This is a genomic window from Klebsiella sp. GB_Kp047 (assembly GCF_040065235.1).
GTDB classification, from domain to species: domain Bacteria; phylum Pseudomonadota; class Gammaproteobacteria; order Enterobacterales; family Enterobacteriaceae; genus Klebsiella; species Klebsiella quasipneumoniae.
Genome location: NZ_JBEAJG010000029.1, coordinates 129207 through 143691, shown reverse-complemented (window position 1 = coordinate 143691; position 14485 = coordinate 129207). Strand labels below are relative to the sequence as shown.

Sequence of the window (14485 nt, the reverse complement as noted above, 5' to 3'; positions counted from 1 at the left end):
TTACTCTGTCAGTTTCGCTAGTAAACTTATCCAGTGTGAATCAGGGCGCACGAGGGATGCCGTGGATAGTGTATTTACTTTGGGTATTTCATCATTATGGGATGAAGTGTGCCATATGCCGGTCGGCGGGGTATGGTGGCTCAACGTTGACCGTTATGCCGATGCCGTCAGTCTATTTAATCAGACGCTGGCCACGCAGGCGAAAAACAGCAAGGTTGCCGCGCTGGTGATGGGGAATAAACCAAATGATATCATTTCATTAGAACACATTCACGGCCCGGATAATATTGCACTGTTTACCCTGCCGAATCGTCCGGAGGCGCTGGAAGAAATACATCGCGACTTGGTCTGCTCCCTCGAACCTGGCAATTATTTATTTATTCTGCTATGTGCTGAAAATGCCTGGCAAAATATAAATAACGAAAAGTTATGCGCCTGGGTGGAAAAGACCAGCCGCTGGGCGCAATATCATCGCTGCGCATTCTTAGCGATCAATTCCGCGCAGGATATTGATCGGCAGCTCACGCCTTTATTACGCGCGTACCGCTCCCTTTCCGGTCTGGCAAGTATTCGCTACCAGGGCGATCGCCATCTTTTTGATATTGCCTGGTGGGGAAGCGATAAAGGCATCAGCGCCCAGCAGCAGCTGATGGTGCAACACGATGACGCCGGCTGGCGATTAGCGCAGGATGCTGAAACCAGCGTGCAGCCGCGCAGCGATGAAAAAGCGATCCTCAGCAATGTGCGCGTGCTGGAAGGTGCCCCGCCGCTGTCGGAATACTGGACGCTGTTTGACACCAACGACGAGGTCTTCAACGCCGGGCGCACTGCGCAGGCGGCGACGATCCTCTTCTCCATTACCCAAAATACGCAAATTGAACAGCTGGGCCGCTATATTCATACCCTGCGTCGCCAGCGCGGTACGGCGCTGAAAATTATTGTCCGCGAACAAACCCCCAGCCTGCGCGCGACTGATGAGCGGCTGCTGCTCAGCAGCGGCGCCAGCCTGGTGATCCCTAACAGCGCGTCGCTTTCCCGCTGCCTGACGCTGATTGAAAGCGTTCAGAACCAAAAGTTCTCCCGGCATATCCCGGAAGATTTTGCCACCCTGCTCACCTGGAGCCAGCCGTTAAAACTGCGGGGCTATCAGAAATGGGACGCCTTTTGCGAAGCGGTGCATAACGTGATGACCAATACCCTGCTGCCGGCCGACAGCAAAGGCGTGATGGTGGCCCTGCGCCCGGCGCCGGGGCTGCGCGTTGAGCAGGCGCTGACGTTATGCAAACCTAACCGGATGGGCGACATCATGACCATCGGCAATAACCGGCTGGTGCTGTTTTTGTCGTTTTGCCGAGTCAATGACCTCGACACCGCGCTAAATCATATCTTCCCGCTACCGACTGGCGATATTTTTTCTAACCGCATGGTGTGGTTTGAAGACAAACAGATTCTCTCGGAAATTGTGATCATGCGCGGCATCGAGCCGGCGCGCTGGAATACGCCGCTGCCTCTCACGGTCGGTAAAAACGAGACCATCAACGCCACCCATGATGGACGCCACTGGCGACGCTATCCCGAACCACACCGGTTAACCACCCGTGAGGAGCAAGCCTGATGATGTCTATCGCCGATATTCTGCAACTGGTGGTGCTCTGCGCCCTGCTGTTTTTTCCGCTGGGCTACCTGACGCGCCACTATCAGCGCCGGATCCGCACGACGTTAAGACTGATGTTCTTTAAACCCCGTTACGTGAAACCGGCAGGGGTATTACGCCGGGGAACAACGGTTAAGCAAGGCAAAGCGAACAAATGACAAATAAAAAAACGACCGCGGCACCGCTTCCGCTCTGGCAGTACTGGCGCGGCCTTGGCGGCTGGAACTTCTACTTTCTGGTCAAGTTTGCCCTGCTGTGGGCCGGGTATCTCAATTTTCACCCGATGCTTAACCTGGTGTTTCTCGCCTTTCTGCTGGTGCCAATCCCGCGCGAAAAGCTGCACCGCATCCGCCACTGGATCGCCATTCCGCTGGGATTCGCGCTGTTCTGGCACGATACCTGGCTGCCCGGGCCAGAGTCGATTTTTAGCCAGGGATCGCAAATCGCCGGCTTCAGCGCCAGCTATATCTGGGATCTGATTGTCCGCTTTATCAACTGGAGCATGGTCGGCGCCTTCTTTGTTTTACTGGTGCTGTGGCTGTTTATCAGCCAGTGGCTGCGCGTTACCGTGTTTGTCTCCGCGATGGTCGTCTGGCAGGCGGTCAGTCCGCTGCTGCCGGCCTTTACCATTTGGCCTGCCGGTCAGCCCACCACTGCCGCCGCCACCGCGCCGGCCAACGTCGGGACCAACGCCGCCGCTGGCGCCGCGTCCAGCCCGGCCAGCAGCGATATTCCGCCGCAGACCGAACCGCCGACCTCGGCCAACCTCACCAACTGGCTGAACGGTTTCTATGCCGCCGAGCAGAAGCGCAAGACACCGTTCCCGGACCAGCTGCCGGCGGATGCGCAGCCGTTTGACCTGCTGGTGATCAATATCTGCTCGCTCTCCTGGTCGGATATTGAAGCCGCCGGGCTGATGGACCACCCGCTGTGGAAGCATTTCGATATCGTCTTCAAAAACTTTAACTCAGCGACCTCCTACAGCGGACCTGCGGCGGTGCGTCTGCTGCGCGCCAGCTGCGGCCAGCTGTCGCATACCAACCTGTATCAGCCATCCGGCGCCGATTGCTACTTGTTTGAAAACCTGGCGAAACTCGGCTTCAACCAGCAGTTGATGCTCGGCCACAACGGCCTGTTCGGCGACTTCCTAAAAGAGCTGCGTTCGCTGGGCGGCATGCAGAGCCCGCTGATGGACCAGAGCGGTCTGCCGGTCAGCCTGCAGGCATTTGATGGCTCGCCAGTGTATGAGGATCTCGCGGTTCTCAACCGCTGGCTGAAGACCGAAGAGGCCAGCAGCAATCCGCGGAGCGCCACGTTCTATAACACCCTGCCGCTGCATGACGGCAATCACTTCCCGGGACAAAGCAAAACCGCGGACTACAAAGTGCGGGCGCAGAAGCTGTTTGACGACCTGGATAACTTCTTCACCGAACTGGAAAAATCGGGGCGTAAGGTGATGGTGGTGGTGGTGCCGGAACACGGCGGCGCGCTGAAGGGCGATAAGATGCAGGTGTCTGGCCTGCGGGATATCCCGAGCCCGTCGATCACTAACGTCCCGACGGCGGTGAAATTCTTCGGCATGAAGGCGCCGCATGAAGGCGCGCCAATTATCATCGATCAGCCCAGCAGCTACCTGGCGGTGTCGGAGCTGGTGGTGCGCGCCCTCGACGGCAAAATGTTCAGCGAAGACAGCGTCAACTGGCAGCAGTATGTCGCCAACCTGCCGCAGAGCGCGGCGGTGTCCGAAAACGCCAACGCCATCGTTATCCAGTATCAGGGCAAGCCTTATGTCCAGTTGAATGGCGGCAGTTGGGTGCCTTATCCGCAATAAGCGACAAGGCCGCCTATTCTGGCGGCCTTACATCGTGAGACGTTCCTGCTCTTTTCTCTCAGCCCGCAGGATACGGGCTGAGAAACCTGCAAAGCCATCACAGCGCTAGCGCTGATCCTGTTTCGCCAGCCAGACCAGCAGCTTGAGGCTGGCGGAGTAATAATCATCCTTGTCGTCAATCTGCGGCGCTTCCAGCGGTTCGCCAAGCGTTAAATCACGCACCGCCAGCAGGCCGCCGGCCATATTCCACGGGGCGACCTCGTTGGTGCTAACGTTGATCCACGCCGGAGTTTGCAGGCGCGGGTAACTCTGCATCCAGGCTTTCCACGGTGCGAGCAAGGCGCTGTGCGGATCGACCCACGAGATATACAGCGGGATACGGATCGCATCGAAACTCATCCGCGGCGGCCACTCTTTGGCCGGCAGCATCTTGCCATCCGCCCGCAGCGCCACCCAGTCGCTGGGCAGATGCGATTTCCCCCAGCCCATTTGCCCCAGCAGCGCCTGCCCGTCACTCTGCAATGTCCGCCAGGCGGTCAGGTGCGTCCGCTCCGCAAAGGCCCGCCAGGCCGGGAAGATGAAATAGGAGGGGTTAAGGTTCAGGTGGTCGTTGCGGTTAAACCCCTTCACGCCCGGGAGCATCACCTGGCGACCGGCGAAAGTCACCACCGTATATTTCAGCAGGGAGGCGGTGATGGCATCGGAGGCCATGGCGTAGCGCTTGTCCTGCCACTGCTTTTGCGCGCGCAGCAGCGCCCAGGCGATCAGGGTATCGCCATCGGTGGCGTTGTTTTTATCGGCGATCGGGTCCGGTGCCACCGGGTTATAGCGCCAGTAAAACAGCCCGTTAGACTTGTCGCGCAGGGTGCTGTCCGTCCACTGCCACAGCTTGTCGAACGCCGGGCGATCGTTATTCGCCACCGCCAGGAGCATGGCGAAGCCCTGGCCTTCCGTATGCGACACATTGCCATTGGCGGTATCAATGATACGGCCGTCCGGCATCATAAAACGGGCCTTATAACGCTCCCAGGCCGTATCCGCCCACGCCCGGGGCACCAGCATTACTGCCGTTGTCACTATCACCGCCACTAAAGCACGCAGGGGCATAAATTCACTCATTATGGATGGTAGTAAAGAAACTGAACGTCAGAGACAGAGAACACCCGCTCACGCTGCAATATTACGTGAGCGCTGCCTCCCTGACTCTGCAGCCAGCGAGAATATAACCCCTCGAGTATGGCACAGAACGCGTTGCACCAGCGCACGCGCCCCGCATCGTCGCGGCTGACCGGCAACGCCTGATGGCGCAAGCGCAGGCCATCCTCACCGACGTCGATGGTCACCACCCCCCAGTGGAAATGGGTCAGCAGCCGGTTGATATTCGCCTCCAGCTCCCCTACGGTCTCCGACGCCGGCAACGGATGGGTCTCCGCCAACGAGGCGCCCATCTGACGCAGGAAGGGCTGACTTTCCAGCTCGCCGGCATTATTTAACATACCTTCGACCATAATAATCAACAGATCGAACCATCCGGCAGGCGTTTGCTGCTGCTGAAACCAGGTCATCACCACCGGGTTATTGTTCTCCGTCATCATCAATGATCTCCTAACATATAGCGAATATAGAGTCCGGCGGTGCTTTCGTTATAATCCCCGAAGGTGTCATAGCCAATCTGGCCCCCCAGCGTCATCTGTTTGTTGACCTTGTAATCCGCCCCGGCGCGCAGGGTATAGCCGATGCCGCTCTTCGAGGTCGCAGAATAGTAGGCTTCCTTGGCAAACCCATTGCTCACCGCCGTCTCCAGGGTCTGCTGCCACTCCGAATTGGTCGGGAAATAGGCGCTCTTATCCTGGCTGTAAGACTGGTAGCCCACCGAGCCGCCGAGCTTCATGGTCCAGTTATCATATTTTTCCGTCAGACTGACCGGCAGCGACACGCTGACGTAGTTTTGCGGACTAAAGTAGCCCCCCTGGCCATAGGTGAAGTAGCTGAGGTTTTTGGAGTAATCCATATAGCTCATGCTCAACCCGGCCTGCAGCTGGCGGTATTCGTCATGATAGGGCCGCAGATAGACCCCGGCATTGGCGTTGATGCTGGTGTTGCTGGCGACGTTCTGCCCCAGGTAGCTGTAACCGCCGCCGCCAACGTAGAAGCCCGCGTCACCGTCGTCATAGCTCAGCTGCAGGGTGCCGCCGTTTTTCGTCACCTGCCCCCAGGTTTTACCGGAATAGGCATCCTTCAGACCGACATACGAAAGCAGGCTGTCGGTGAGCGAGCGGCGTTCGCCGGTGAGGATCAGCGACAGATAGTTGGTCAGCTTGGGCGACCATTTCACCCCGCCGACAACGGTATTCAGATCCTGGCCCAGCGGCGTGCTGCCGATATCGACCCGGTAATCGTCACCGCTTAGCGCCAGCGCCAGTTCGACGCCGTTGGCCTTCTGCGAATCGGTCGAGCCGCTGGTCTGGTCAACGTTCGGCTTACGGCTGGACGAGGAAAGATAGCTGGCCACCTGCCCCGAATCATAGCTCCCGAGCTTCGCCAGGTTTTCCATCCCGCTGCTGGTGGTCGGATTGAAGTCCGCCGCGTTCAGGGTGCCCAGGCCGCTTAACGCCTCTGCCCCCGGATTGCTGGCAAAATAGGCCGTCCGCTCCGCCTCGGTCATCGAGGCGATCGCCGCCTGCTCGCTGGTGGCGGTACTCACCATATTGGAGACCGCGTTGGCCAGCGGGTTGGCGCCGTAGCGACGCCAGGCGTCGCCGCTGGCGGTCCCGGCGTTTAACGACACCGGGGTGACGGTAAAGTCAAAGCGCGAGTCGCCAAACGGCGAGGAGGACCAGGTCAGCGGCGTTCTGAGCTCCGACAGCTTGCTGGTGCCCGATTCGCCGTCGCGTCCGCGCACGTCCATTCCCCCCTGCAGCCAGCTGCCGGTTTTCTCCTGCAGCGACTCCATCATGGTGTCCACCTGACGCAGCATCCGCGTCTGGGCGGTGTCCACCGGCAGATCGGTGCGCTGGATCCCCGGCAGCGAGGAGCCGGGCGCGGCGGCCGACTGGGCAACCTGCCACGGCATATACTGCCCGTAGGCGGAAGCCGTCCGCGTCGGCGCCGACGTTTGCGACACGCCGATGAAGGGGTTATCCGCCGCCAGCACCCCGCCGACGGTCGGCGTTTCGCTGCTGTTGGTGCTTTGCATGCCCAGCAGTTTGCCGCGGGCGCTGCGCAGGTAGGTCATCGCCTGCTGATGATGACCCTGGGCCTCCGCCACTCTCGCCAGCAGCAGCAGGCGATCCGGGGAGTTATCCTGACGCAAGCCGCCGGCCAGCTGTTCCGCGCGATCGTTGTTCCCCGCCGACAGCGCCACGTCGATAGCCCCGGCGCGCGCATCCTGGTTCGGCGTATCGCGCGTCATCAGGTAGTCATAGACCACCCCGGCCTCTTTGTTCATTTTGCCGCTCTGGTACAGCCGCGCCATGGCGAACATCAGATCGGTATTCTGCGGATCGCTTTGCATGGCGCGGATCAGCTTGTCATACGCCGCGGCGTAGTTGCCCTGCTCGCGCAGGCGGTCGGCCTCGTTGATCACATAGCCATTGCGAATGCTCGCCAGCTGCGTCGGCGTACTGCTGGCCTGCAGCTGCGGATTGCTGATCAGGTTCTGCGCCTCGCCGGTCAGCCCGGCCTGGTTCAGGACGGCGATTTGATCGGCGTAATCCCCGGCGTTGCCGGACACCCCGCCGCTGATATTGTTGCGCACCAGCGATACCGCGGTGGTCAGGTCGCCGCTCTCGGCCAGCAGCCGCGCCAGCTTGCCGGCGTCCGCCGGGGCTTTCGGCGGCGTGGAGGCCATCGCCCGCAGGGTATTGCTGGCGGCGATGGTATTGCCCTGCGCCAGGTAGTTTTCGGCGGTCACCAGCTGCAGGTTGTAGTTCACCCGCTGGCGTAAATCGCGCATGTCGCTGGTCTGGCTGCCGCCGGGAATGCGCGCCAGCAGCGTCTGCGCCTGTTGCCAGGCGCCGTTTTCGCTGGCGAACAGCGCGGCGGCATACAGCGCGCTGTTGCTGGCGCCGGGGCGATAGGCCGCCGACATCAGCGAAGAGGCCTCGCTGGCGTTACCCGATTTTTGCAGCAGTCGGGCCAGATCGAGACGCAGCCAGGGATCGTCCGGATAGCGGGCAACGCCTTCGCGCAGGGTGGCTATTGCGCCGGCTGGGTTACCGCTGCTGACCTGCGCCTGGGCCTGACGACGCAGGGCGTCGCCTGGCATGCCGGCCACCACTCGCGGCTGCAGTTTTTGCTGTAGGCTCTGCGGCAGCGTCTGCAGCATCGCCTGCGCCTCGGCGGATTTATTCTGCTCGCGCAGCACGTAGTAGAGGTTTTCCCGCGCCGCCGCATTCTGCGGGTCGTCGTTTAACAGTGAGCGCAGCGTTTGCTCGGCCTGGGGTAAATCTTTGTTATGTCGCAGCACATCGGCACGAAACAGCTTCGCCGAGGCGCCCCGCGCCCCGCTCTGCTGCGCAAGCGGCGCGGAGAGCGCCAGCGCCTGGCTGATATTGCCCTGCTTATAGGCCTGCTGAGCCTGCGCCAGCTGGCCGTAGAACAGGGCATCAGCCGCCTGCTGACGGCGGGTCGCCGAGGCGTCGCCGCCGAGGTCCGCCGCCCGGCTCAGATATTGCGATGCGGCCTGGTAGTCGCCGCTGCGCTGCGCGATATAGCCCATGCCCGCCAACGCATCGGCATCCTGCGGGTTGGTCTGCAATACCTCTTCAAACTGCTGCTTCGCGGCAGCGGTATTGCCGCTGTTGAGATTGGCGTAGCCCTGGCCGCGCGCCTGGCCGCTGCGCCGTTCACGAAAGTAGTTCTGAACTTCGCTATCCTGCGGATGACGCTGCATCCAGGTGTCGTAATACTGCTCATCCCCGGCCTGCGGACCCAGCCAGAGCAAGGCCTGACGCAAGCCGCTGTCCGCCTCTTTATTGCCGCTGGCCATCGGCTCGAGCAGGGCGATCCCTTCCCGACGGGTATCTTCCCGCCAGGTTAACGCTTTGCCCAACGCTACCCGCGGGGCGTTCTCCTGGGGATGCTGCACCACGTACTGCCGCAGTTCGCTAATGGCCTGCGGATAGAGCGATTTGTCGCTGGCCATGGTCAGGTAATATTCCGCCGCCAGCCCGGCAGGCGGCGTATTGCCATTGAACATGCTGCGCCAGGTCGCCAGCGCGCCGGGGATATTGCCGCCGCGCGCCTGCTGGCGAGCCAGACTGAGCTGGCCCTGCGGCACCTGCGACATTTTTTTGGCGTTGTCCAGAGCCTGCAGTCCCGGGCTGTCCGGCGCCGCTTTCGCCAGCCGCGCGCGCCACTGCGCCGCCGCCTGCATATCGCCGCCCTGCTGCGACCAGAGCGCCATCAGATACAGCGCCTGGGTGTTGTTGGCATCCACCGAGAGCACCTTCTGCAGGGACTCCATCGCCAGCTCGTCATGGGATTTCTCATGCCAGTAGTTGGCCTGGGCGAACAGCGCCTGCAGCGCCGCGTCGTTACCCGCCGCCAGCGCGCCGCCAGAAGCGCCGAGAGCCAGGGCGCCGGTGAGGCAAAATGTGGTGAGCCGCCGGGAGCTTTTCATCGTTATCGTTATCTTTCTTTTCATTGGTTATCCCCCGAACCCAGACGCTTACGGGCGTGACGTTTAAACATCGCGGTCAGCGCCAGTCCCATTATCGAGGTGGCAATCAGCCCCAGCAGAGCGAGGAAACCGGAGTGCTGGCTGGCATACCAGACCGCCATCATGTACCACGGCATCTGACCGCTGGGGAACGGCGTACTCACCTGGAAACTACGCACCCCGTTATCGCTGGTGATCACCGCGGTATCGCCACGGATCCCGGCATTGATGCGCGGTGAGTCCAGATCGTTTTTCAGTCGCGCCAGCTGGTCATCATTGCTGGCCATCGCCACCACCACCAGGCGGGCGGGGTTCCACGGCGAACGATAGCTGATAAACCCGCGCCAGGCGCTGCTGGATGAGAAGTAGCGATCGGCATCGAGGCTGGCGGAGGTCCAGTCGCCGGTGAGTCGGCGCTGCGCTTTTTGCCACAGGTCGGGCTCGCGGACGCTCAGCACATTATCCACCGGGCGGTAGGGTGAGTCGGCCAGCAGGCTCTGGTTGAAGGCCTGCTGATCGAGAGCGGTGACCGCCAGCACATCACGTTCGCGCAGCGACTGCAAATCCCCGCCGCCGGTGGGCATCCCGAGCACGACGCGGTTATTCGCCAGCGCGGTGCCGGTCGCATTCCCGGAGCGCGCCGCCAGATTCAGCAGGGTTGCCACCTGGGTCTCAGACGGTTCCGCCGGCAGCAGGAGCGTCGTTTGCGAATAGTCCGCCAGCCGCGAGAAAGGGAAAGAGGCGCCGACGAAATAGGAGAGGTTTGGCAGCAGCGAGAAGTGTCGTGTTTTGCTCAAATCAATCCATGAGTCGTCAGTGATGCGGCTCTTGATATTGTTATTCAGCAGAACCGAGCACGGAACATCGTCCTTCGGCACCACATTGAAGTACATCGACAGCTGGTTATCGCCATAGATCAGGTAGGGTGCCAGCGGGATGGTAAAGCGCTCCTGGCGCGCATCGCCCCCGAGGTAGCGCCAGACTTTCTCCAGCGGCCCCTGCTTGTTCATCGGCAGGTTGTTGAGGAAGGTGCCGTTGAGCGTGACGCTCAGCAGGGACTTGTCTTCATTGATCCAACTCTCCGACGGGAAGCGGTAGCCAACCTGCAGCGGGATCGTCTCGCCATCCCACAGATAGAGGTCCGGCGCGGCGCGGAAGGCGATACGTAAAGGTTCGTGCCAGACGCCGCTGACGGTCGGGCTTTGATCCTTACGCAGCAGTTCGCTGAGTCTGACTGGACGATCGGTGGGGATCCAGCGCGGCGCATCGTACGCTTTGCCAACCGGGATGGTCTGTGGTTCAACATCCAGCGTCGCGGTTTGCGGCGCGAAGTTGCCGCGGGTCAGGCGCCAGGCGGCCATGCGCAGCGCGGTATCGTTTTTGCCGACAATCAACAGCAGCTTGTAGGCTGGATTGGCGGGGTTGGCGATGATGCGCAGCAGTGGCTTATCGGTTTCCGGCAGCGTCATGCCGCCCACCTGCTCGCCCGGGTGGCCAATCACGATACCGTGGCGTTCCGGCAGGCGGTCGCGCAGCGCGCTGAAGGCGATGCCGCGATAGTCCGCCTGGATACCCAGCCAGGAAGAGACCAGCGCCGCGGCGCTGAAGACGTCGGCCGACGGCTTCGCTCCATAGGAAACGGCGATGTCCGCCGGCGTCATCTGCATGCTGTCGAAGAATGGACGCGGGAAGTGGCTCAGATCGTCGCTGATGTTCAACTGCTGGCTTTCCCAGCTGAAATGCGACGTGGGCAGCACCGTCACCCGCGACGAATCATGAATGTCACGCTGGCACTGCAGGGTATCGCCATCGTTGATCTTCACGCTCAGGTTATTACTGGAAACCATCAGCGCGGGCGGGATATCCAGTTGATAATGGGAGACATCCTCGCCATCGGCGCCCAACGGCAGGGTGCCGAGCGGTTGACCGTTGAGCATCAGCTGCAGGGTGGCGTTGCGGCTCGCCATTTCCGGCGATACGCGAACGGCAAGGCTAAGCTGCGAATGGATCACCACCTGATCGGAAGGCAGGGTAAAGCTGACGCCCCCCTGCCGCTGACCGCCGCTGAGGATAATGCCGTCCGGCATCCCCATCTGCGCCAGATTCAGATCGCCTCCCCAGACCGGAGCGACAGGAATGACCTCCGGCGCGGCCGACCCGCTCACCGGCGGGGGCAAGTCCGGCATATCCGGCGCAGGGGCCGTCGCCGCCGCATCGCCGGCGGTGGCGGGGGCTGTCGGGGAGGCGCTCTCCTCCGGCGAGGCGGCCGGGGGTTCGTCGCCTGGCTCGCTGTCCGCCGCGCCATTGAGCTGCGGAAAGCTCAGCGGCGCGGCGGCGCCGGAGCCCGGTTCTTCACTGTGCAGCGCAGGCGCAGAGAGCATCCCTGCCAGCAGCGCCAGCGTCGTTAATCGCTTCATAACGTGCCATCCTCCTGCGCCGTTTTCGCCACTGTTGCCCGATTGCGCTGGCTGCGACGGGTTTTCCACGTCAGCCAGAACAGTTCGAACACGCAGCGTAAAATGGTGAAGAAGGAGCGGAACGGGTTATCCTGCGGGCGCGGCGGATTAATCCACGCATCCGCGCGGGCCAGCACCACGCGCACCAGCTCACGGCGGCGCGAAAGCGGAATATCTTCATCAAACTTGAGGCGCAGGAAGCGCTCGTCAGAGGTGACCAACTGGGCCGGGATGGAGATAGCCCCGGACTGCAGGATCAGCTCAACCTCTTCGATATCATCCTCCAAATGGCGCTTATCCGGCGCCACTACGCGGCAACCGCCCATCGACAGATCCTCGGTGTGGCTGCGGGACACGATGCCGCTGGCGTAATGGATCACTACCGGGATATCGACATCGATACGAATGGTTTTCCGCACCTGCCGCGTTTCACGCGCGACGGCAATCGCCGCCAGCAGGAAGATCAGGCTGTAGATACCCCACCCGACGTTCAGAGCGATAACGTTGGGGTCCGAGCCAAAGTAGTCATGGCCAATCGCCCGGACGATGCCGACGATCACCCCCAGCGCCAGCAGACAGGCCACCACCAGGTGCGGACGCACCACGGTGAAATCGAAGTAGCCGACGTCCAGCAGGCCGCCCTTATCGGTGACGTTGAATTTGCCGCGTTTGGGGAAAATCATCGTCACCAGGGTCGGCAGCACCAGGTGGAAAGCCAGCACAATGTCGTAGATTTCCCCCCAGAAGCTGTAGCGATAGCGGCCGTTCATTCGCGAACCGACGTAGATGGCGAGAAACAGGTGCGGCAGCGCATAGGAGACGATCAGGCTCGCTGACGAGTAAATGATATTGAGGTTAAACAGCAGATAAGCCAGCGGGGCGGTGACAAACACTACCCTCGGGAGCGCAAACTGGTAGTAGAGCATGGCGCTGAGGTAGCACAAGCGCTGCTGGAAGGTCAGCCCGCGGCCAAACAGCGGGTTATCGACGCGAAAAATCTGCGTCATCCCGCGCGCCCAGCGGGTACGCTGGATAACGTGCACCACCAGGCGCTCGGTGGCGAGACCAGCCGCCAGCGGGATATCGAGAAAGGCCGACTTCCAACCAAGGCGCTGGAACTTGAGCGCCGTATGGGCATCTTCGGTCACCGTTTCCACGGCGAAACCGCCGATCTGCGCCAGCGCCTCGCGGCGGATCACCGCGCAGGAGCCGCAGAAAAAGGTGGCGTTCCAGTTATCGTTGCCCTGCTGAATCGGGCCATAGAACAGCATCCCTTCGTTCGGGATGTTGCGTCCGACGGAGAGGTTGCGCTCGAACGGATCCGGGGAATAGAAGTAGTGCGGCGTCTGCACCAGAGCCAGCATCGGATCTTTCAGGAAGCCGCCGACGGTGGCCTGCAGAAACACGCGCGTGGCAACGTGGTCGCAGTCGAAAACACAGATAAGCTCCCCCTGGGTCAGGGTTAGGGCGTGGTTGAGGTTTCCCGCTTTAGCGTGTTTGTTATCGTTGCGGGTGATATAACCCACCCCGACGTCGGCGGCGAAGACGGCAAACTCGCTGCGCTTACCATCATCCAGAAGATAGATTTTCATTTTATCTTTTGGATAATCAATACATTGTGCCGCGAGGACGGTGTCACGCACCACCTCAAGCGGTTCGTTATAGCTCGGAATATAGATATCCACCGTCGGCCACTTGCTCATATCATCCGGCAGCGGAACAATACCGCGCTTCAGCGGCCACACGGTCTGCAGATAGTTAAGCAGCAGCATCACCCAGATATAGACTTCCGCCAGAAAGAGCCCCATGCCGAGGATAGTTTCAATAGCTGAGTTGAAGTGCAGGGTCTGCGTGAGGCGAAAATACATGTAACGGGTAGACATCAGCAGCGACGTGACGACCATAATGACCGATACGCTGCGGCGCTTGCTGAACCCCATCAGAAAGAGAATACCGATGCTCAGCAGACCAAAAATATACTGCTTCTGGCTGTCCATCGGCGTGATCACCACCAGCACGGCGACGGGTGACAGCACCAGCGCCAGCAACCAAAAAAGAGATTTTTTCATTCAGCAGCCCTGCAATAAGTTAAAGCCCTGACATGCGTGGCTGGCTGTGCACCGTGCCATCGCCAATATGGATACCCAACAGCGAAGATATTTTTTTAGCAATAATTTCAATATCGAAGGCCGCTGCCGAGGAAGCGTTAAAGTCCAGAATCGACTTCTGCGACGCATTGGCCTCCACCACGCTTTCATCACGATGGACGATGCCAAGCAGTCGCTCGCCCAGCTTCTCTTCCATCAGGCTGGTGACGTCCCGGCTGACCTGGCGACGGCTATCGCTTTGGTTAATGACGAAATAGTGCCCATGCTTGTGATTCAGCGCCGCGCCGGTCAGGCGCTGTTTTTCCACGTGCGCCAGGGTCGACATCGAGGCAGTATCAGCCAGCAGCGGGATCAGATGCAGGTCCGCCAGCCCCGTCAGCGCCTTTAGCGCCGGCGAAGGCCCTGGCGGCATATCAGCGATGGTGATAAGTCCGGGATAATTCAGCAGTGCGGACAGTCCGCGCTGGAGAAAATGGTCATTGTGGGTCAGCTGCTCATCAAACGCCTGACGCTGCGCTTCGCTCACTTCGCCATACGGCAGGACGAAAATGTTGCTGCCGGCGCTCAGCACGCACTGGCTCCAGTCGTGCAGCTCCAGCGCCTTCGCCACATAGCCGCGCTCATCGTTCAGCGGCACGCCAAAATGCAAACGCAGCGCGTTCTGGACATCAAAATCCAGCGCCAGCACTTTGCTGCCGGTCCGCGCCAGCGAATAGGCTAAATTGGCCGCCAGGGTCGTTTTCCCTACGCCACCTTTCGGTGAACAGACGCAAA

At 60.8% G+C, this 14485-nt stretch carries 8 protein-coding genes and 1 pseudogene; 3 read left to right on the top strand and 6 right to left on the bottom strand.

The genetic code is table 11. The features are described from left to right. Positions 1-61: 61 nt before the first annotated feature. From bcsE to bcsG, 3 genes are read left to right on the top strand one after another with little or no spacing between them, the layout of a single operon-like run. On the top strand, positions 62-1615 hold the full coding sequence (gene bcsE, locus ABLV76_RS11475) for a cellulose biosynthesis protein BcsE (RefSeq protein ID WP_348878320.1): 1554 nt from the start codon (positions 62-64) through the stop codon (positions 1613-1615). Then, on the top strand, positions 1615-1812 hold the full coding sequence (gene bcsF, locus ABLV76_RS11470) for a cellulose biosynthesis protein BcsF (protein ID WP_004204976.1): 198 nt from the start codon (positions 1615-1617) through the stop codon (positions 1810-1812). Before bcsE ends, bcsF begins: the two co-directional genes overlap by 1 nt. Beyond that, entirely contained in the window at positions 1809-3485 is a 1677-nt protein-coding gene (gene bcsG, locus ABLV76_RS11465; RefSeq protein WP_004204977.1) for a cellulose biosynthesis protein BcsG, read from the top strand. Before bcsF ends, bcsG begins: the two co-directional genes overlap by 4 nt. 105 nt (positions 3486-3590) lie before the next feature. Here the strand turns inward: bcsG and ABLV76_RS11460 are convergent, their stop codons facing one another. From ABLV76_RS11460 to ABLV76_RS11435, 6 genes and pseudogenes are all read right to left on the bottom strand, one after another. Beyond that, positions 3591-4592 carry a glycosyl hydrolase family 8 gene (locus tag ABLV76_RS11460; protein WP_017900010.1) on the bottom strand — a complete coding sequence of 334 codons (1002 nt, stop codon included), beginning with the start codon at positions 4590-4592 and terminating at the stop codon, positions 3591-3593. A gap of 11 nt (positions 4593-4603) precedes the next feature. Beyond that, entirely contained in the window at positions 4604-5080 is a 477-nt protein-coding gene (gene bcsD, locus ABLV76_RS11455) for a cellulose biosynthesis protein BcsD (RefSeq protein ID WP_004204979.1), read from the bottom strand. Continuing rightward, a complete protein-coding gene (locus ABLV76_RS11450) occupies positions 5080-9132 on the bottom strand; it encodes a cellulose synthase subunit BcsC-related outer membrane protein (protein ID WP_348878319.1) in 4053 nt (1350 codons plus the stop codon). Before ABLV76_RS11450 ends, bcsD begins: the two co-directional genes overlap by 1 nt. Then, positions 9129-11564, bottom strand: coding sequence for a cellulose biosynthesis cyclic di-GMP-binding regulatory protein BcsB (gene bcsB / locus ABLV76_RS11445; protein WP_004204981.1), 2436 nt, complete (start codon positions 11562-11564; stop codon positions 9129-9131). Before bcsB ends, ABLV76_RS11450 begins: the two co-directional genes overlap by 4 nt. After that, the gene (gene bcsA / locus ABLV76_RS11440; protein WP_004204982.1) at positions 11561-13672 is read right to left on the bottom strand and encodes a UDP-forming cellulose synthase catalytic subunit; all 2112 of its coding nucleotides are present in this window, start codon (positions 13670-13672) and stop codon (positions 11561-11563) included. Before bcsA ends, bcsB begins: the two co-directional genes overlap by 4 nt. A 19-nt stretch (positions 13673-13691) precedes the next feature. Next, positions 13692-14484: pseudogene (locus ABLV76_RS11435) on the bottom strand (cellulose synthase operon protein YhjQ/BcsQ). Position 14485 lies beyond the last annotated feature (1 nt).

Coding starts and splice junctions, on each gene's coding strand:
- bcsF (WP_004204976.1), top strand. CDS start 1,615: ATGATGTCTATCGCCGATATTCTGCAACTGGTGGTGCTCTGCGCCCTG.
- bcsG (WP_004204977.1), top strand. CDS start 1,809: ATGACAAATAAAAAAACGACCGCGGCACCGCTTCCGCTCTGGCAGTAC.
- ABLV76_RS11460 (WP_017900010.1), bottom strand. CDS start 4,592: ATGCCCCTGCGTGCTTTAGTGGCGGTGATAGTGACAACGGCAGTAATG.
- bcsD (WP_004204979.1), bottom strand. CDS start 5,080: ATGATGACGGAGAACAATAACCCGGTGGTGATGACCTGGTTTCAGCAG.
- ABLV76_RS11450 (WP_348878319.1), bottom strand. CDS start 9,132: ATGAAAAGAAAGATAACGATAACGATGAAAAGCTCCCGGCGGCTCACC.
- bcsB (WP_004204981.1), bottom strand. CDS start 11,564: ATGAAGCGATTAACGACGCTGGCGCTGCTGGCAGGGATGCTCTCTGCG.
- bcsA (WP_004204982.1), bottom strand. CDS start 13,672: ATGAAAAAATCTCTTTTTTGGTTGCTGGCGCTGGTGCTGTCACCCGTC.